Genomic DNA, 18,840 nt, shown 5'->3' on the forward strand with positions numbered 1-18,840 from the left:
CCAATGCGTATTTTTTCCTATTGCCGTGTATCTACTACGGAGCAAACAACAGAAAACCAAATTATCGCCATACGCCAGAAAGGCTACGAGGTAAGTGACTCTCGAGTAATCAGCGAAACTGTCTCGGGCTCGGTTGAGGCTATGAAGCGTCAAAAGTTCAAGATGCTAATCAACCACCAGCTCGAAGCTGGGGACATGCTGGTGGTACTAAAGCTAGACCGTTTAGGCCGAGATAACATCGACGTACAAAATACAATCAATTTTCTTACTGACAAGGGTATCAAAGTTGTTTGTCTGGATTTGCCTGTCGTTGACCTGTCGAGTGCTGAGGGAAAATTAATGCTGCAAATGTTCTCGGCCTTTGCGGAATTTGAGCGCAATAGGATTCGCGAGCGCACGAAAGAGGGGATTGAGCGAGCCAAGGCTCAAGGGAAAAAACTAGGTAGGCCCGAAGCACACGGCACTACTCTTTCAGTTCAAGTAAAAAAGGCTGAAGGGTTATCTCAATCTCAAACGGCAGATGAGCTTGGCTTGGGAATCGCTACGGTAAAAAGGCACTGGAACAAGTCTAGCTGCAGTAATAAATAACACATTGTTTGAGATTGCAGAACATAATCAGTTCTAATTGTTATGCTTTGATCTGGCCTAATGAGCTAACGCAGATTATCCCAATAGTTTCATTCGAAATTCACCAGTAGACACCAATTGATGGCTATTCATCGATATGGAAAGTTGATTAAAGGCCATGAACGTAAGCCCAATGACCCATACTGTTTACTTGGAGAGCTGTGAAGGGTGTATACGTTTAGAAAAGAGATTGTTGTGGAGAAGAAGCCATAGATAATTTGTTCCATACCCAAGAATCAAATGCCCGTCTTGATATTGAAAGCAGATCTGCAGCTGAGCAAAAGACATTTCTCAGAAAATCATAGTCGTGATGCTCTAGTCCTGCTTCTTTTGCAAACGTTTTGATGTGACGATCCACAGCTATAGAGTCTATACCTACTAGGCACTTCATGTAATCAACAGTCTTTGGCCCAATGCCATCTATTCGTTGCAGTGATGTACAAAAACTGTCGTCCAGCAATCGTTCTTTTAACTCGCTTGCAGTTATGACTTGATTCTTCATCATGAAAGTTACAAGCTCTTCAAATCGGCTAAGCTTAGTTTGGTGCGACCAATTTAGAAGTTTTTCCAAGCCTTCTGAAGCAATCAAGTCAACTAGATCACTAACAGATTTTTTATCTGCATAACTAACAAGAATTGCTTCGACTCTTGGTTTGACTACGTTTCTGTAATTCATCCCTGCTTGCAATATGGAATCAGCTAGAATAGCCCCCATATGATCATATGTGGGGCGAGCATTATGAGACTCTGCCTCAAAGCCTTGCTCCTGAGCATAATTTGCGAGAATGCGAGCTGATTTGAGAATCTTAAAAGTTGCTTCTAATTCGGTATTTGCGTAGTTCATAACTAGTTAAGTTTTTCGAGTGCATTTAGTCGCTCAACACAGTTTGGGCAAGCACCACATGGAAAATTACTAGACGCCTGACAGGAATAAGTCCTGCCGATCGGTACTTTTAGTTTAACTGCGCTTTCTGCAACATCAGACTTGCTAGAAAAACGGAAAGGTGAATGAAACCTAACTGGGCCAATTGATTCAGTAAGTCCATCCAACTTGTTCATAAACTCTGAAGTACAATCAATCTCTTTAGCATGATTGCTGTTAATGAATCCAGTGAAGACATCTAGGATGCCTATAGTTTGTGCTCTTGCTGCTGCGGCCGCGAAAAATAGCATGGTTCTATAGGGAATGTACAGATCTTCATCAACAATATCGTCTTCCCAAAGGTTGGCCTCATCTATTAGTCTAGACTTAGAACCATTAAAAATGGAGCTTATATTAAGTCGTTCTGGAGGGTTACACTCTTTTGGAAGCACTTCATTCAACCTTGCCCATTCCATTTCGACACAATGTTGTCCGTAGTCAAAAAAAATAGGATATACATCCACTTTGTCTTCTAGTAATTGATAAACCACTGTTGTGGAGTCTAATCCGCCTGATGTTAGGACGATTGCCTTTTTCATTTAGTTGCTCCAAGTTTTGAAACTAAAGAGAAGAGCCCATTCAAGCATTCATCAATGTCTGATGAGTAAATGTTGCTACCTTGAATGACCATATTGTTGTCATTTTCACAATATGGATCATAAGTAATTACTGGCTTACCTTTCGCGATGGCAATTCCGATTTCGACTAATGTTCCAGGATCTTTGTTCAATGGGACTGCAATCATTAATTCACATTCATCGATCATTGCGCAGTCTTTTGAATAGACTAGTCGTCGTTCGAAATCAGTAGAATTTTCATTAAGTTCGCCATTTTCTATGATTGGTCGCCTTAATTTAAAGTTATGGTATTCCAAGCTTTTTATTAGTTTGTCTAATGCTTGTCTCTCTACATACGAAAAATCAGGTGCTGCAAGATATATGCTGTAACTAGGCCTGTCATGCCAAGTTAATGTTGCACCGCCAATGAGCTTATGATGTTGAAGGGGGACATCATTATTTCTTTTGACATCCCTCTTAAAATCATCAGGAAATGTTGTTTGAGAGTAAGCTGTGGCTGAGAGAGCCCCAAGCCATGCGGAGTCTTCCCAATCCATATGCAGTGATGATTTTTTTGAAACAGTAACGGCGCTATAGACATCTCCCACACCCACCGAGTTTACGGTTTTAGATAGGATTGCAGGAATGCATACTTCTTTGTCGCTAGTGAAGTCAAATACTCGACTACCACCTCTATTTTCTTTAAAAATCAGAGCTTCTGCTGATATAGAGGCTATTTGTTCAAGCAAAGGAGTTAGATCATTTTTTCCAAAAGTTAAAAAGAGCTCAGAAGAAGTAGATAGAAAGATTGCCCTTAACTGTCCCTTAAATGGGATTATTTCATTAACACTATCAATGTCATATGCAATATCTAAGCTGAATCTGGTGTCTAACCCAAACAACGCTTTGATACAAACTAGATCAAAGCCCCCAGGAAAGATAACAACTTCTTTATACCCTTTCAGTTTGTCACTTATATTGTCGTATAGGGATATTTGCTTCCTGTCTCTGAGAAGCTCTTCATAGCCTTGGTGCCCAATTTCTTTAGGGTCAGAAAAAGAAATTACATTGGGAGCACCAACAACTTCACCAATAAAAATGATTTCACTGCATCCGTGTGTTTCTAAATACTGCGTTATCTCCTTTTGAAGGTAGGTCGGGCAGATTACAGCAGCAGAATACTTAGTATCGTTTGCCCATAGCCCTCGAGCCGCATGTATAATCCCTCCCAATCTTAGCTTACAAGGTATCTCTTGGGTTGCGAGAGTGTAGTCTACTAATACTTCACCTAATATTAGCATTTAGTCACTTCCTTTATGATTTAGAAGGGCTTACATCAATTTCAACCAAAGGGTGGGGACCATCGTTCGAGTTAGTCACGATTCCAAAGTAGTTGTAATTGTCATTTAGACACTTTAGGAGGTAGTTATATTTTGTAGGTAAAGCTCCACAAGATAGATTTGTAGATATATCTACAGCGACAATTCTCGGAGCTTCAAACTGAATGATGACTTGTGCACCGACTTGCGGAACTTTGCCATGTGTGGAGTAGTAAGCGGATTGGGCTACCTCCTCTAAGATACAAGAAAATGCAAGCTCACATTGATCCTGCTGACTTGAGCCCCCTGTTTGAGCTCCTTCGTCACGATTACCTGTATAATCTGTAAATTTACCTGAGCCAGTACTACCCATAAATGCCTCCTAAGAAGAGTAGAATTTGAATTGCGGGTAGGATATGCAAGTGTGAGGGTGTGTTCCAGTGTGCATATGTGGTTTTGTGGTTCAAGTAAACTATTTGATAACCCTACATTAGAAGAGTGCTATGTCGCTCACTAATTGTGCCAGAGAGTTTAGTTTTGAAGAAGGCAGTCGCCATGACCATCATAGGTGGACAGCTTTTGTTTTAGGTGTGACAAATTGCAGTTGTTAATGAAGTGGCTTGTGAATGATTGTTTTTCGTATTCAATCAAAGTAGTGCTTTTATAGGCTGTTAGAGTGTTAGCTAGTAGCGTCGCTGCTTTGGGACCTAAAGAGGCAGCTTGCTTTCCATATATAGCTCTTAAGACTCTTACGAGAGAGCCTACTTTATTAGGATTTTCCTCTAAAATTATGTCAAGTTTGCGAGATATCAAGTTATCTAAGTAATTCTCTCTGACTATAAGTTTATTATCATTTATGCAATAAAGCACTGAATCCCATGTCATAAGAGTTGTATTTAACAAGCTACTAATATCATCAAATTGTACATGGCCTTTCTTTATGGCCCACGTGTCCTGCGCGCACCAGACATCTAATTCCCAGTGAAGACCCTGAATACGATACCCACCAAATTTGTTCTCATGGTAGTTAAGGCAATCTACTTTTCGTATCGCTTTAGCTAAAGAAGCTTTATTTCCGGAAAAGACAAGATCAATATCTGACTCGAATCCTTTGGTTCCAAATAAACCAATATCACGCAGCATACCACCAAAGACATAGGTATACGCGCTCTCGGTCAGTGAGGATATGACCTCACTGACTTCGGTTTGCTGATTTATCTCATTTCCGAAAAAATTCTCTATTCGGTCTTTAAGTTCAGTTTGAGTTCTTGCAGTTTGCATCGTGATAAAGTGCGTTCAGCTCATCATACAAAGAGATTAGATAACTATCGGTCATTCCTGAAACAGCGTCTGTTAGCAGTTGAGCTTCTCGGTAAGGTATTGGCATTTTATTGTTTTTATCTTCAAAAACTCTGCGATAGTTTTCTGATATTTTTTGGTACGCATATTTGCCAAACGGAGTCATGGAGTTTTCTGATTCAGACAGTCTACCATGAATACCCACCCACAACATACTCATTAGCCTGTGTATGTAATTGAAGCCTTCAAGTTCCAATTTTAGTACAGACTTATGTTGATATCCTCTAGTCTTATCAAACTTTTTAAGTGCTTTGCAAAGTTGAGCACCTTCACTAACCTTCATCAGAGATGTTATTTCGGTGTTTGGTGACTTTAACTCTGTAATTTTCTCTTTAAATGCGGATACAACTCCGTTGACTAGGTTGGCAATAGCATAAACTCTAAACATCTGCATGCTCATATCATTTAGCTCTGCAGGGGACAGCTTCTCTTTTTTATACTCAGCGTTTTTGTTTTTCGCGCTAGCCACCACGTTAGCGATTACATTGTCTTCCGGGCAGTGTTCTGCTTGCCAACACTCCAAGTGATCTAACAAGTCATAAAAGGATGCTAGCCCTTTTTTGACTGTATCTTCAGCATCTAGTACAGAATAAGCAATATCATCACAGGCCTCCATTACATAAGTTAGAGGGTGCCTTACACCTTTTTGTAACCCAGTCTGCTCCCATATATCATGAACTATTTCCTCTTCAGATAAGAAATATCCATGCTTATCCCAAATCGCATCATCTTTAGACTTAGAACAGACTGGGTACTTAAGTAAGGAAGCTAATGTAGCATACGTTAAATTTAAGCCAAATGAGTCGTTTAGAATCTGTAGCTTGGTTAATAGTCGGAATGTCTGAGAGTTTCCATCAAACTCGGTAAAGTCCTTAACATAGTCAGCATTTTTCTCAGTAAACACCTTATCACTATTGGTTTTAAACCAATGTCCTATTGCAGACTCACCTTGATGTCCAAATGGAGGATTACCAAGGTCATGGGCAAGGCCTATTGCAGCCAGTAATGCGGGCACATCCCTTTCAACACAAATATCTTTTGCTTCATCACCGAAGATATCCTCTTTGTACTCAAAAGCCAGCCGCATACCAATTCCACGGGCTAGATTGGCTACTTCATGTGAATGAGTAAGCCTTGTACGGACACTATCATTTTGTTCTAGAGGGAAAACCTGTGTTTTGTCAGCGAGCCTACGGGTCGGAGTAGCAAATAGTATGCGATCATAATCTCGTTCAATTTCCACACGACCAAAAGCGGTGTTGGTCGTTTGTTTTTGGCTTTCGGTACCCCACACTTCTTTTCTTCGCAGGGAGTTCAATAAATTGTTCCAGTTACTCATATCTCATCTCTGAATTATACTAAGTTCGTCTTATTGTCTCGTTTGTGAGGGGGTATGATATGCAACTTTGCGTTGTTTGTATTGTTTTATATTGAGGTGTTAGGATAATATGAAGTTGAGTCTTGTCGAGCAACTTAGCGGTACATGGTCTAGTTCTCGAGTCGTTTTCTAGATAGCGTGTGCAAAAAAGACGGCTCGCTAAAAGCTGGGAGCTGAGCTAGCAGAGCATCTCTACTTCAGCTAACTCAGTCATTATCAATTTAACAAAATGGGTAACACAGATATATTCCTAAATGTGTTAACTGTATTTGTCGCTAGCAGTAGTTAGTCTGGTGGCCCCACTCAACTAGATTGCTGACTTTAATGCTAGAGTACCTGTAACAGAGAGTTTTCCTTGGCTGGCTTCTTCAATATGCCCGCTCCACCAATACATCATCGGGCGGCGTCGTTCCAGGTAGTCGGTTCGGTTATAGGCGCTACGAACCTGATTATCATCAACGTGAGCTAAAGCTGATTCGATTAAGTCAGACTCAAAACCCTGCTCATTGAGTGTAGTACTTGCGAGGGAACGCAGACCATGGCTAACGAGTCTTCCGGCGAAACCCATACGCTTTAGTGCCATATTTGCTGTTTGGCTATTACATGGTTTCTTAGGATCTCTGTCAGAAGGGAATATAAATTCTCGATGTCCACTTATAGGTTTTATTACCTCAAGTAATTCAAGCATCTGTTCTGTTAGTGGGATACGGTGTTCTCTTCTTTTTTTCATTCGTTCAGCAGGGATGGTCCATACCTTCTCATGCCAATCAATTTCTACCCACTTAGCTCCAGATGCTTCACTTGGCCTTGTCATGGTATGAAGTTGCCACTCGATTAAGCATCGTGTCGTGCGCTTAATGCTGGCGTTAGCTATGGCACCCATAAGCTCTGGTAGCTCAGCTGGTTTGAGTGCTGCCATGTTCTCTTTTTTGGGTTTCTTGAAAGCGGCCTTGATACCAGTTAATGGGTTAGCCTGAACCAAGCCACAATTAGTTGCGAAGCTCATTATTTCATTGAGACGTTGAGCTAGGCGTTTTACGGTTTCTAGGCTGCCTTTGGCATCGATAGGCTTTAATAGTTCGATAACAAGGGGAGCACTGATTTCTTTGACTGGTGTATTGGATAGAGTCGGAAAGATATGCAGCTCAAGGGAACGCCAGATATCAACGGCGTAATCAGGGGGAATTAAATTTGTGTACTTTTCAGCGTACTCTAAAACGTTAAGTCTTTGGTTTGAATAGCAGATACAAAAACGGGACATCCGAAGATGTCCCGTTTCCAAACGTTTGGTGGAGCTGGCGGGAGTTGAACCCGCGTCCAAAACCAGTCTAACCAGAGGCGCTACATGCTTAGTCTGTCTTTATTCTCGTAAGTACACTGCGAACAGACACGCTATGCAAATACATACCAGAATTCATATTTCGCGGTTCATCTCTCTAGTCAAAGATTCCCTCGCTATCTTGTTTGGGTTTGAACCCCTGTGAGTCCCCGTCTTACAAGCGGAAGCTAGGGCAGGAGCGCTCTTAGCAGGTTATTAAGCTGCTAGTGCGTAGTTTTCGTCGTTTGCGACTATTTTTTTGCGGCTTTTTAACGAGGCCAACCGCACCTCGGCATGCTCCCAAAGCCTTCGTGATCCTGTCGAATCCTAAATCAGCCCCAGAGTTCGATCGATGTTATCAGAAAAACCGTAAGCGTCAATATAAAACCCTACCTCAGCTGCACTTATGGATGAAAATCCACCACTTAGCGAGGTAGAGTGATTAAATTAGCGCATGCTGTTCTTCATGATACGCGCTTTATCGCGCTGCCAATCACGATCTTTTGAATCGGCACGTTTGTCGTGCAGCTTCTTACCTTTTGCAGTACCTACTTTCAGTTTAACCCATGAACCTTTCCAGTACATGGTTAGTGCCACAATGGTTTCACCGTCGCGGTTAACTGCGCCAAGCAGTTTGTCGATTTCACGGCGGTTTAACAGTAGCTTACGGGTACGCGTTGGGTCAGCGACAACGTGGGTAGACGCTGCGTTTAGCGGGGTGATTTGAACCCCAGAAATAAAGGCTTCGCCGTTACGCAGGAAAACATAGCTCTCAGAGATGTTCACTTTGCCCGAACGGATGGCTTTTACTTCCCAACCTTGTAGCTCTAGGCCTGCTTCGTATTCGTCTGAAATCGCGAACTCAAAGCGCGCGGTTTTGTTTTTGGCAATGGTATTGCTACCTTGCTTGCTTGGTTTTTTCTTGGCCATAAATACTCTTTTTTTCTAGTGTCCCACCCTTGGGTGGTCGAAAGGTCTTAAGCCGATTTGCCTGTTAGTACCAGTGGTACTAGGGTTTCGTGCTTAATCCTCAATTTTGGCTGTTAGCGCACTAATGGTATCATTACTTTTGTCTACGGGTTAAGGAGAAACTATGCCTCAGATTACTCGCTCTGCGTTAGTTCCATTTAGCGCCAAGCAAATGTTTGATTTAGTTAATGATGTTGAGTCGTATCCTGCCTTTTTACCGGGCTGTGCGGGTTCGAAAATTATCGAGAGTTCCGATCAGCACATGATGGCAGCGGTGGATGTTGCGAAAGCCGGGATCAAGAAAACATTTGTGACCCGTAATCAGTTAACCAGCTTTCAAAATATTGAAATGCAGCTGGTGGAAGGTCCGTTTCAAAAGTTAGTGGGCGGCTGGAAATTTATTGAGTTGGATGCAGAGGCCTGTAAGGTTGAGCTGAATCTTGATTTTGAGTTTACCAATGCAATTGTTGAAATGGCATTTGGCAAAGTGTTTAAAGAGCTGACCAATAATATGGTGTCGGCTTTTACCCAACGAGCAAAAGAAATTTATGGCTTCTGATGAAAAGTTGATCCACGTTGAGGTGGTGTACGCGCTGCCTAGTGCTCAGCGTGTTATTAAGCTTGCGATTACGCCAGAGACTCAAGTTCAAGCCATTATTGAACAGTCGGGCGTGTTGGAGATGTACCCAGAAATCGATCTTAAAAAGAATAAGGTTGGGGTATATAGCCGCAATGTGAAGTTAGAGGCGACCGTGCGTGATGGTGATCGTATCGAGATCTACCGTCCGTTACTGGCTGATCCGAAAGAAATTCGTCGTAAGCGCGCTGAACAAGCCAAGCTTGATGCTGAAGCTAAAAAGACGGCAGAGGCGAAATAAGTTACTGACTGGTTTCAGTATTGCAGATACTAAAAAGCTCGCGATGTGCGAGCTTTTTTGATCGTGCGGTGTGGAAGAGGCTTAGTTAATGCCTTCCATAAATTTAGGGCCAGCTTGGTAGTCACCAGAGAGGCTGATCAAGCGGTTGTTCTGGTCGAAGCCCAATACCAAGTTTTTCTGTTCGGCTTTGTCGTGCCCTGGCTTGTGGTAGTAAACATAGTACCAAGTGTCAGGATGCCCTTGCTCAACCAGCATTGGCGAGCCCAGTACGTAGCGCACTTGTTCTTTGTTCATTCCAAATCGTAGCGTGTCGACATCTTTGGCTTCCAAGAAGTTTCCTTGGTTAATATCGATACGGTAAACCAAACGTTCTATTACTGAACAGCCACTTAGTAGACTCAGTGCTAACGTAACAGCGGCAATGTTTTTCCAACTCATAGCATCCCGGCGTATTCGCTTTAATTGCAGCGATAATAAACAAGCTCACTGCAGAAGTAAAAAGGTGATCAACAAAGCATCAAGCTTTTGATCTTGTAGCTAATAGCTATTGGTACTTGTGTCAGTTCAGAACGGACACGTGATAAGAGCGTGTTGCTCTAGCATAAAGACTGCCAATGCGCCGATAAGTTGCATGGCAGTCTGATTATTTTATCACGTTGTCGCGATGGCGTGAGATTTGATTTGTACTATTAGGCAGCGATCAACAACTCTTTGGCATTTGCCAAGGTGCGTTCGGTGATTTCACTGCCGCCAAGCAGGCGAGCCAACTCGGCAACGCGGTCGTCTTGGTTGAGCGGGCGCATGCTGGTTTCGGTTTGACCTTTGGTCGCACTCTTAGCAACAAACATCTGTTGATGACCACACCCTGCTACTTGCGGTAAGTGAGTCACACACATCACTTGGGTCGATTCGCCCAAGGTACGTAGCATTTTGCCTACAATCGCAGCGGTTGGACCACTGATACCCACATCGACTTCATCAAAAATCAGGCTTGGGGTTTCGACTTTCTGCGCGGTGATCACCTGAATGGCCAATGAGATACGAGATAACTCACCACCCGATGCAACCTTACCTAGCGGTTGCAGTGGTTGACCCGGGTTGGTTGATACCAAGAAAGTAATGGTATCGAAACCCAACGGGCTTAGCATACCGTTAGCATCGCTTTGGATATCAATTTTGAAGATACCGTGCTCCATGCTCAGTTGATGCATGCTGTCGGAGATCTTCTTATCAAGCTCTTTGGCGTAGCGCTGACGGCTCTTGCTGAGTTTCTCGGCGGCAGCCAAGAACAGTTGGCGCTTGGCTTCTACTTCTTCCGCTAGTCCTTCAAGGCGCTCATCACTGCAATCGAGATCCTCTAACTCTTTCAATAAGTCTTGGTGCTTTTGGAAAAGCTCGTTGGGCATCACGTAGTGTTTGCGTGCTAGCGACATGATTTTTGCTAACCGCTCTTCTAAATACACCAAACGTTGAGGGTCCATATCTAAACCATCAAGGTAGCCGCGGAGTTCTTGGCTTGTTTCTTGAACTTGGATAATGGCTTCTTCAAGCATTTGCGGCACAACACTGAGTTGGCTGTCGATTTCGCCCAAGGTACACACTTGATGACACGCCATTTGTAGCAGTTGCAAGGCATTGGCTTCATCGTTGTCGTACAGAATATCGAGCGCACTTTGGCTCGACATCGCGAGCTCACCTGAGTTCGATAAGCGTTTGTGCTCTTCTTCGATCTCTTGGTATTCGTCTTCACCAATGGCTAATTCATCCAACTCTTTTACTTGGTATTGGATCAATTGTTTTTGTGCTTCGTTTTCATCGCGGCTTTGGCTCAAGCGTTTTAGTTCATTACTGGCCTGACGCCATACTTGGTAGGCTTGGCGTGTTTTATCCATCAACAAATGGTGACCTGCGTATTGATCGAGCATTTGCTGTTGATGATCGGCACGCATCAGTTGTTGGTGTGCATGTTGACCGTGAATGTTGATCAGCAGTTGCCCTAATGCTTTTTGCTGTGAAGCGGGAACAGGGCTGCCGTTAATAAAGCCGCGAGAGCGACCTTCTTTGGTGATCACACGACGCAAAATACACTCGTCGCCATCGATCAGTTCATTGTCTTCTAACCAACGACGAGCCGCTTGGTTATTGGTTAATGAGAAAGCGGCTGAGATCTCGGCTTTATCTTCGTTTGGGCGCACCATGCAAGCTTCTGCACGATCGCCTAAGCATAAGCCCAGCGCATCAATAGCAATGGATTTACCGGCACCAGTTTCACCCGTGATGGTGGTCATTCCCGGTTTAAGTTCAAATTCAAGACTTTTGACAATAGCAAAGTTAGAGATCGTCATATGAGCGAGCATGTGTTCACCTGTTTAAATCAACACCTGTGTTTTCATACAGTATATACTGTATCTACATACAGTAAAGATAACTGTGCATATTTTTGTGATGAAAGTGCAGTGATGCTGCTTTTTTAGATAACTTGATGATAATTAGCGAAATATTTAATCGGTGACAGGGCTGTTGTTGGTCGGTTAGGAAAGCTGGAGTAATAAAAAGCCAGCACGATGGCTGGCTTAGCAATACTGATCATGCCCTGTATACAGGGGTTATTCGAGTGTGAAAAGCGTTGTAATGCGATTAAAACAACTTACTCGACCAACCCAATTTCCCCCGTAGCACTTGGTAGTAGCTGTAGTTTTTCGGGTGGATCAGGCGCAAGCACTCAGGGCTTTGATAAATGTGGATTTCATCACCAGGGCTGACGGGCAGAGAAACTTGACCGTCACAACTGACTTCTAAAGTGCTACCGTTTTCTGGTGAGACCAAGAGTTTGATCCGGCGATTACCATCAACCACCAATGGGCGGCTAGACAGAGTATGCGGGAACATTGGCACCAAAGTAATGGCGTTCAAGCTTGGTGACAAGATAGGACCGCCGCCAGAGAGCGAATAAGCCGTAGAGCCGGTTGGAGTGGCGATGATCAAACCGTCTGAGCGCTGAGAAAAAGCAAATGTCTCATCGATATAAACCTCAAACTCAATCATGTGCGCGACTTTACCCGGGTGAAGTACGGCTTCATTGAGTGAGGCGTTACGGCTTTTTATTTGACCGTGGCGATGCACTTCGGCTTCTAATAGGAAGCGTTCTTCGGTGACAAATTCGCCATTGAGCACAGCTTCAAGCTCGGTATCGAAATCATCTGGGTCAAGATCGGTCAAAAAACCAAGGTTGCCTCGGTTGACGCCAATCACAGAAATATCAAAGCGTGACAACACACGGGCAGCGCCAAGCATGTTGCCATCACCACCCACCACGATAGCCAAGTTGGCTTTATCGCCAATGGCGAGGAGATCGCAAAAACAGTCAGCGGGTAAATCAAGATCCGCCTCGAGGCGATGGTCAACCAGCACTTGGTAATCCTTCGCGGTCAGCCAGTCATACAAAGCTTTGTGAGTTTGTAAGGCATCTGGATTTCTTGGCTTACCGATTAACGCGATTGTTTGAAAAATGCGCTTCATGTCCTTGATCCGACAAATGATAGAGAGGGCAGTATAGCCTTTGGATGCGAAGAATGTCGCGCTTTGTGAGCGATATCGGCTTGAATCATAGAAGTTCATCCCCATAATATGCGCAAGACTGTTTTTTGAGTGAGGCAGATCCTCTCGATCTCACTCATAATTTGAACTCAATATCTTGGCGGAGAAGCGAAAGCATGAGCAACGAAGAGAAGAAAGTACAGGACGAGCAACTGCAACAGGAAGAAACTGTTGAAACAGCTGAGACTGTATCTGCTGAGGAAGAACAAGTTGTTGAAATGACGCTTGAAGAGCAGCAAGCAGCACGCATTGCAGAACTTGAAGCGGCATTGCTAACTAGCGAAGCAAAAGCAAAAGAAGCGGTAGACAACGCACTACGCGCTCGCGCTGAAGGTGAAAACGTACGTCGTCGTAGCGAACAAGAAATCGATAAAGCGCGTAAATTCGCACTGAACAAATTTGCTGAAGAGCTATTGCCAGTGATCGATAACATGGAACGTGCTATCGAAATGTCTGACAAGAACGACGAAGCGATCAAGCCAATGCTTGAAGGTGTTGAACTAACACTGAAAACCATGATGAGCACGGTTGAGAAGTTTGGCGTGAAGCAAATCGACCCAATGGGCGAAGCATTCAACCCTGAATTCCACCAAGCGATGAGCATTCAAGAAAGCACTGAGTTTGAACCAAACACAGTCATGATGGTAATGCAGAAAGGTTACGAGCTAAACGGTCGTGTTGTTCGTCCAGCAATGGTAATGGTTTCTAAAGCCGCTGCGGGTAATATCGATACCCAAGCGTAAGTGTTCGAGCCACGATAAAAAGCTCGCTTCGGCGGGCTTTTTATTTTTTTTGCACTTTTTTTCTTGGCTCCCCCTTGAAAAGCAGTTGGCAGACCTTATTTAGTAGTCATACGACATCGTAAACTAATTTTTCGGGGTGCGTCCCCAAGCTAGCTTCACATAGAGTGACAAGCTAGCTAGTACAACTAAACGAATTTCGGAGAAAGCCTGATGGGTAAAATCATTGGTATTGACTTGGGTACAACTAACTCTTGTGTAGCAGTACTTGATGGTGACAAACCACGTGTAATTGAGAACGCAGAAGGTGAGCGTACAACAGCATCTGTTATCGCTTACACTCAAGACGGTGAAACACTAGTAGGTCAACCTGCTAAGCGTCAGGCGGTAACAAACCCTGAGAACACTCTATTTGCTATCAAGCGTCTAATTGGTCGTCGCTTTGAAGACGAAGAAGTACAGCGTGATATCGAAATCATGCCGTTCAAAATCGTTAAAGCTGACAACGGTGATGCTTGGGTAGAAGCGAAAGGCCAAAAAATGGCTGCGCCACAAATCTCTGCAGAAGTTCTTAAGAAAATGAAGAAAACTGCTGAAGATTACCTAGGTGAAGAAGTAACTGGCGCTGTTGTTACAGTTCCTGCTTACTTCAACGATGCACAACGTCAAGCAACTAAAGATGCTGGCCGTATCGCAGGTCTAGACGTTAAGCGTATCATCAACGAACCAACAGCTGCTGCTCTAGCATACGGTCTAGACAAGCAAGGCGGTGACCGCACTATCGCTGTTTACGACCTTGGTGGTGGTACTTTCGATATTTCTATCATCGAAATCGACGAAGTTGAAGGCGAGAAAACGTTTGAAGTTCTAGCAACTAACGGTGACACACACCTTGGTGGTGAAGACTTCGATAACCGCATGATCAACTACCTAGTAGATGAATTCAATAAAGAGCAAGGCATCAACCTTAAGAACGATCCTCTTGCAATGCAGCGTGTTAAAGAAGCTGCTGAAAAAGCGAAAATCGAACTTTCTTCTGCACAGCAAACTGACGTAAACCTACCATACGTTACAGCTGACGCGACTGGTCCTAAGCACATGAACATCAAAGTGACTCGTGCGAAACTAGAATCTCTAGTTGAAGACCTAGTACAACGTTCTCTTGAGCCACTAAAAGTTGCTCTAGCTGACGCAGACCTATCTGTAGGCGACATCACTGACGTAATCCTAGTAGGTGGTCAGACTCGTATGCCTATGGTACAAGCGAAAGTTGCTGAGTTCTTCGGTAAAGAAGCTCGTAAAGACGTTAACCCTGATGAAGCAGTTGCAGTAGGTGCAGCGGTTCAAGGTGGTGTTCTAGCTGGTGACGTTAAAGACGTTCTACTACTAGACGTTACTCCTCTATCTTTCGGTATCGAAACGATGGGCGGCGTGATGACTAAGCTAATCGAGAAAAACACAACTATCCCAACAAAAGCGGATCAAGTGTTCTCTACAGCTGAAGATAACCAAAGCGCGGTAACTATCCACGTTCTTCAAGGTGAGCGTAAGCAAGCACAATTCAACAAGTCTCTAGGTCAATTCAACCTAGAAGGCATCCAAGCTGCGCCACGTGGTATGCCACAAATCGAAGTTTCTTTCGACCTTGATGCCGACGGTATCCTGAACGTGTCTGCTAAAGACAAGCAAACAGGTAAAGAGCAGAAGATCACTATCCAAGCATCTGGCGGTCTTTCTGAGGAAGAAATCGAGAAGATGGTACAAGAAGCAGAAGCTAACAAAGAAGCGGACAAAAAGTTCGAAGAGCTAGTAACTGCACGTAACCAAGCTGACCAAATGATCCACGGCACTCGCAAGCAAATCGAAGAAGCTGGTGAAGCTCTTCCTGCTGATGAGAAAGAGAAAATCGAAGCTGCAATCAAAGAGCTTGAAGAAGTGAAAACTGGCGAAGATAAAGAAGCTATCGACGCTAAAGTTCAAGCGCTAATGCAAGCTGCTCAGAAGCTAATGGAAATCGCTCAGCAACAAGCTCAAGCACAACAAGCACAAGCTGGTGGCGCTGAGCAAGCTCAACCTCAAGACGACAACGTAGTTGACGCTGAGTTTGAAGAAGTTAAAGACGAAAAAAAATAAGATAGTTAATTCATAATCTTATTTTAGTACGGGCGTTTGGGGATCACTCTTACGCCCGTAGCTGTATTAAAAGGCGGGTGACTTTTAAATATGTCAAAACGTGATTTTTACGAAGTTCTGGGCGTTGGTCGTGATGCTACAGAACGCGAAATTAAAAAGGCGTATAAGCGTCTTGCAATGAAATATCACCCTGACCGTAATCAGGGCGATGCAAATGCTGCTGAGCAATTTAAAGAAGTTAAAACGGCATACGAAGTTTTAACTGATCCTCAGAAGAAAGCAGCATACGATCAATACGGCCATGCAGCCTTTGAACAAGGTGGCATGGGTGGCGGCGGCGGCTTTGGTGGCGGCGCTGATTTTGGTGACATCTTCGGTGATGTGTTTGGCGATATCTTTGGTGGTGGCGGTCGTCGTCAGCAGCAACGTCAACAACGCGGTGCCGATCTTCGTTACAACATGGAACTGACGCTTGAAGAAGCGGTTCGTGGTTGTAGCAAAGAGATCCGTGTTCCTACGCTTGTGGCATGTGATACGTGTGACGGTAGTGGTGCGAAGAAAGGTTCTTCAGCTACTACTTGTGGTACTTGTCATGGTCAAGGCCAAGTACAGATGCGCCAAGGCTTCTTTGCGGTTCAGCAAACCTGTCCGCACTGTAATGGTCGCGGTAAGATCATCAAAGACCCTTGTGGTACTTGTCATGGTCACGGTCGTAAAGAAGAAACCAAGACACTGTCTGTGAAGATCCCGGCAGGCGTTGATACGGGTGACCGTATTCGTCTATCAGGTGAAGGTGAAGCTGGCGAGTTTGGTGCACCAGCAGGTGATTTGTACGTACAAGTACACGTAGCCGAGCACCACATCTTCGAGCGTGACGGTAACAATCTTTACTGCGAAGTACCTGTAAGCTTCACTATGGCTGCCCTTGGCGGTGAAGTAGAAGTACCGACTCTAGATGGTCGCGTAAACTTGAAAGTACCTTCAGAAACACAAACGGGCCGTATGTTCCGTATGCGTGGTAAAGGTGTGAAATCAGTACGTGGCGGCGCAACGGGTGACTTGATTTGTAAGCTAGTGGTTGAAACCCCTGTAAGCCTAAGCTCACGCCAAAAAGAGCTACTTCAAGAACTTGAAGACAGCTTTGGCGGTAAAGCAGCAAGCAAGCACAAGCCAAAATCAGAAGGTTTCTTCAACGGTGTGAAGAAGTTCTTCGATGATCTAACAGGCTAAGGGTTATTTCGTAACTAAGCCAAGTTAGTTGAAAATTCAAAGCCGCGGTGTGATGAGCACCGCGGCTTTTTTGTGTTTGTCGACTGGAAGAGAAGGAGGGATATAAATGACTATTTTTATCTGACGTGTGTATTACCAACAATTACTGCTTCCACTGGCACTACCCATGCCTGCTGCATTTAAAGATAGCGTGCCACAGGTATCTTTGTCTTGCCCTGATTTCTTTTGAGGAATAGCACTAACAATATATACATTCTGGCCTGAGCCTGTTTTATCTACTGAAAGCTGATAACGATTAGGATCTGATTCGCAAAAAGCACAGGTGCCATTTTTTACTATGCTTTTATTGTAATTTCCCGAGTTATTATATTCTTCCTCAAGTGTTAATTGGATCTTCATCATATCGGCCATGGCTTGGTTGCGATGAGACTTGAGTATATGGTCAGTATAAGAAGGGTAGGCAATTGCAGCTATAATTCCGATAACGGCAACAACGATCAATAACTCGATCATGGTCACACCACGTTGTTTGTTCATTTTCATTATTCTCAATTAAAGTTGGATGTGTCTCTAAATTAGCTTTCAATAAAATCTTTACTATTTTGCAATAGTGATAGCATAGCAATCAATGACAGCAATTAAATTTAAAATTTCCAATTATAGGAATGCGTTATGGATCGCGAATTAATGTTTATCTTGAGGTGAGCTATGCAAAATCACAAGCGTAATGTCGGGTTTACATTAATTGAATTGGTTACTGTGACTGCGGTTGTAATTATATTAATTGCTGCGGCAGCACCGTCATTTGCGAGCTTGATTGAAAAAGAAAAGCTGAAAAGATTAGCTGTGGAAATTGAGTGGTTGCTTGTTTTATCTAAATCAGAATCAGTTATGCGCGGTAATGATGTTATTGTGAATATTGAATCTGTTCCATCAAGTTTAGGTAATAATAAAACGTGGTCAATAACTGCAAAAGATAAAGTAACCAACCATATTGTGGCTGAAGTTAATGGACAAGATTTTAGTGGCGTTAATGTGTCGCAAACCTTCACCAAAACAAAAATAGATTTTGATTCACTTACTGGTAGGCCAAATATAAATGGTAGCTTTGTTTTCAATTCAAAGAGCAATAAAAACAATATTAAAGTGACAATTAGTAATATGACAGGTCGAATTTATACATGTTCAGAGCTTGGGGATTATGGTTATGGCAAATGCCCTAACAAAGCATAAGGGGTTTTCTTTAGTTGAGTTGATGGTTGCATCATCAATTAGTTTGATGGCACTCGCTGTCGTCTCTTCGGTTTTCCTCTCTGGCTATAGACTTAACTCACAACGCTCTCTCCAGTTAATGATGGCGCAAGACTTAAATGACGCCTTAAAAATGATGAAAGAAGATATTGTAAGGGCTGGTTACAATGAAGGAAAAGGCTCAAGCTTCGTGATCAGCGGTGCCGCTTCTTCTATGGTTGTACATCTAGAGCCACCGCCACCCGCTGTCGCTAACTGTATCTCATATGGTTATTCAGACGGGACACATAGCTACTATCGCTCTTACTATAAAAGTAATAATCGCCTAAATGTCTATACGACACAAAGTGCGAATGTAAGCGTATCTGATTTGTGTAAGAGTGGTCATTCAATTTTCGATTATGAAAAAATTGATGTTGATAAATTTGATGTGAATACGAATGTTATTAGCAAGGCAGGAGTTACCAGTAATTTAATAACTATAAATATAGGTATATCTAGTAAAGATAATACCTTTACTGATAATAAATCAATTAATGTTCAAACAAGAAATTGGGGTTAA

At 43.3% G+C, this 18,840-nt stretch carries 20 protein-coding genes and 1 other RNA gene; 8 read left to right on the plus strand and 13 right to left on the minus strand.

The genetic code is table 11. The annotated features are described in order from the left end of the window. The first annotated feature begins 3 nt into the window (after positions 1-3). Positions 4-588: a recombinase family protein gene (locus A3K86_RS11640; protein ID WP_068331108.1), complete on the plus strand. Its 585-nt coding sequence runs from the start codon at positions 4-6 to the stop codon at positions 586-588. A gap of 217 nt (positions 589-805) precedes the next feature. Here A3K86_RS11640 and A3K86_RS11645 read toward each other — a convergent pair whose 3' ends face one another. From A3K86_RS11645 to smpB, 9 genes are all read right to left on the minus strand, one after another. Then, positions 806-1,471, minus strand: a complete 666-nt coding sequence (locus A3K86_RS11645) for an HhH-GDP family DNA glycosylase (protein WP_068331110.1) — start codon at positions 1,469-1,471, stop codon at positions 806-808. A gap of 2 nt (positions 1,472-1,473) precedes the next feature. After that, on the minus strand, positions 1,474-2,088 hold the full coding sequence (locus A3K86_RS11650) for a 7-cyano-7-deazaguanine synthase (RefSeq protein WP_068331111.1): 615 nt from the start codon (positions 2,086-2,088) through the stop codon (positions 1,474-1,476). Beyond that, positions 2,085-3,407, minus strand: a complete 1,323-nt coding sequence (locus A3K86_RS11655; protein ID WP_068331113.1) for a nucleoside 2-deoxyribosyltransferase — start codon at positions 3,405-3,407, stop codon at positions 2,085-2,087. Before A3K86_RS11655 ends, A3K86_RS11650 begins: the two co-directional genes overlap by 4 nt. Positions 3,408-3,420: 13 nt before the next feature. Continuing rightward, positions 3,421-3,798, minus strand: coding sequence for a hypothetical protein (locus A3K86_RS11660; protein ID WP_080524694.1), 378 nt, complete (start codon positions 3,796-3,798; stop codon positions 3,421-3,423). Between the two features lie 158 nt (positions 3,799-3,956). Continuing rightward, the gene (locus A3K86_RS11665) at positions 3,957-4,706 is read right to left on the minus strand and encodes a hypothetical protein (RefSeq protein ID WP_068331115.1); all 750 of its coding nucleotides are present in this window, start codon (positions 4,704-4,706) and stop codon (positions 3,957-3,959) included. Beyond that, entirely contained in the window at positions 4,681-6,123 is a 1,443-nt protein-coding gene (locus A3K86_RS11670; RefSeq protein ID WP_068331117.1) for a deoxyguanosinetriphosphate triphosphohydrolase family protein, read from the minus strand. Before A3K86_RS11670 ends, A3K86_RS11665 begins: the two co-directional genes overlap by 26 nt. Positions 6,124-6,469: 346 nt before the next feature. Then, on the minus strand, positions 6,470-7,423 hold the full coding sequence (locus A3K86_RS11675; RefSeq protein ID WP_232321971.1) for a tyrosine-type recombinase/integrase: 954 nt from the start codon (positions 7,421-7,423) through the stop codon (positions 6,470-6,472). A 26-nt stretch (positions 7,424-7,449) separates the two neighbouring features. After that, positions 7,450-7,820, minus strand: a transfer-messenger RNA (tmRNA) gene (gene ssrA / locus A3K86_RS11680). A gap of 107 nt (positions 7,821-7,927) precedes the next feature. Next, the gene (gene smpB, locus A3K86_RS11685; RefSeq protein WP_068331119.1) at positions 7,928-8,410 is read right to left on the minus strand and encodes an SsrA-binding protein SmpB; all 483 of its coding nucleotides are present in this window, start codon (positions 8,408-8,410) and stop codon (positions 7,928-7,930) included. Positions 8,411-8,573: 163 nt separating this feature from the next. On the opposite strand from smpB, the gene A3K86_RS11690 reads away from it, so the two are divergent. Both A3K86_RS11690 and A3K86_RS11695 read left to right on the plus strand, forming a co-directional pair. After that, complete coding sequence (locus A3K86_RS11690) at positions 8,574-9,008, plus strand: SRPBCC family protein (protein ID WP_068331120.1); 435 nt, start codon at positions 8,574-8,576, stop codon at positions 9,006-9,008. Next, positions 8,998-9,327, plus strand: coding sequence for an RnfH family protein (locus tag A3K86_RS11695; RefSeq protein ID WP_068331122.1), 330 nt, complete (start codon positions 8,998-9,000; stop codon positions 9,325-9,327). The genes A3K86_RS11690 and A3K86_RS11695 overlap by 11 nt, the downstream gene beginning before the upstream one ends. An 81-nt stretch (positions 9,328-9,408) precedes the next feature. On the opposite strand, the gene bamE is transcribed toward A3K86_RS11695, so the two are convergent. From bamE to nadK, 3 genes are all read right to left on the minus strand, one after another. Next, entirely contained in the window at positions 9,409-9,765 is a 357-nt protein-coding gene (gene bamE, locus A3K86_RS11700; RefSeq protein WP_068331124.1) for an outer membrane protein assembly factor BamE, read from the minus strand. 251 nt (positions 9,766-10,016) lie between these two features. Beyond that, a complete protein-coding gene (gene recN / locus A3K86_RS11705; RefSeq protein WP_068331126.1) occupies positions 10,017-11,684 on the minus strand; it encodes a DNA repair protein RecN in 1,668 nt (555 codons plus the stop codon). 280 nt (positions 11,685-11,964) lie between these two features. Beyond that, positions 11,965-12,855 carry an NAD(+) kinase gene (nadK, locus tag A3K86_RS11710; RefSeq protein ID WP_198160424.1) on the minus strand — a complete coding sequence of 297 codons (891 nt, stop codon included), beginning with the start codon at positions 12,853-12,855 and terminating at the stop codon, positions 11,965-11,967. A gap of 185 nt (positions 12,856-13,040) precedes the next feature. On the opposite strand from nadK, the gene grpE reads away from it, so the two are divergent. The 3 genes from grpE (at position 13,041) to dnaJ (ending at position 17,027) form a co-directional block, all read left to right on the plus strand. Next, positions 13,041-13,667 (plus strand): nucleotide exchange factor GrpE, encoded by a 627-nt coding sequence (grpE, locus tag A3K86_RS11715; RefSeq protein ID WP_068331129.1) that lies wholly within the window; start codon positions 13,041-13,043, stop codon positions 13,665-13,667. Positions 13,668-13,877: 210 nt separating this feature from the next. After that, positions 13,878-15,797, plus strand: coding sequence for a molecular chaperone DnaK (gene dnaK / locus A3K86_RS11720; RefSeq protein ID WP_068331131.1), 1,920 nt, complete (start codon positions 13,878-13,880; stop codon positions 15,795-15,797). Positions 15,798-15,887: 90 nt separating this feature from the next. Further along, positions 15,888-17,027: a molecular chaperone DnaJ gene (gene dnaJ, locus A3K86_RS11725; protein WP_068331133.1), complete on the plus strand. Its 1,140-nt coding sequence runs from the start codon at positions 15,888-15,890 to the stop codon at positions 17,025-17,027. Between the two features lie 132 nt (positions 17,028-17,159). On the opposite strand, the gene A3K86_RS11730 is transcribed toward dnaJ, so the two are convergent. Beyond that, positions 17,160-17,564 carry a type IV pilin protein gene (locus A3K86_RS11730; RefSeq protein WP_068331328.1) on the minus strand — a complete coding sequence of 135 codons (405 nt, stop codon included), beginning with the start codon at positions 17,562-17,564 and terminating at the stop codon, positions 17,160-17,162. Between the two features lie 171 nt (positions 17,565-17,735). Between A3K86_RS11730 and A3K86_RS11735 the strand changes: the two genes are divergently transcribed. Beyond that, positions 17,736-18,260, plus strand: a complete 525-nt coding sequence (locus tag A3K86_RS11735) for a GspH/FimT family pseudopilin (protein ID WP_068331135.1) — start codon at positions 17,736-17,738, stop codon at positions 18,258-18,260. Next, on the plus strand, positions 18,235-18,840 hold the full coding sequence (locus A3K86_RS11740; protein WP_068331137.1) for a PilW family protein: 606 nt from the start codon (positions 18,235-18,237) through the stop codon (positions 18,838-18,840). The genes A3K86_RS11735 and A3K86_RS11740 overlap by 26 nt, the downstream gene beginning before the upstream one ends.

This window comes from Photobacterium jeanii (assembly GCF_001650345.1).
In the GTDB taxonomy this organism is placed as follows: Bacteria; Pseudomonadota; Gammaproteobacteria; order Enterobacterales; family Vibrionaceae; genus Photobacterium; species Photobacterium jeanii.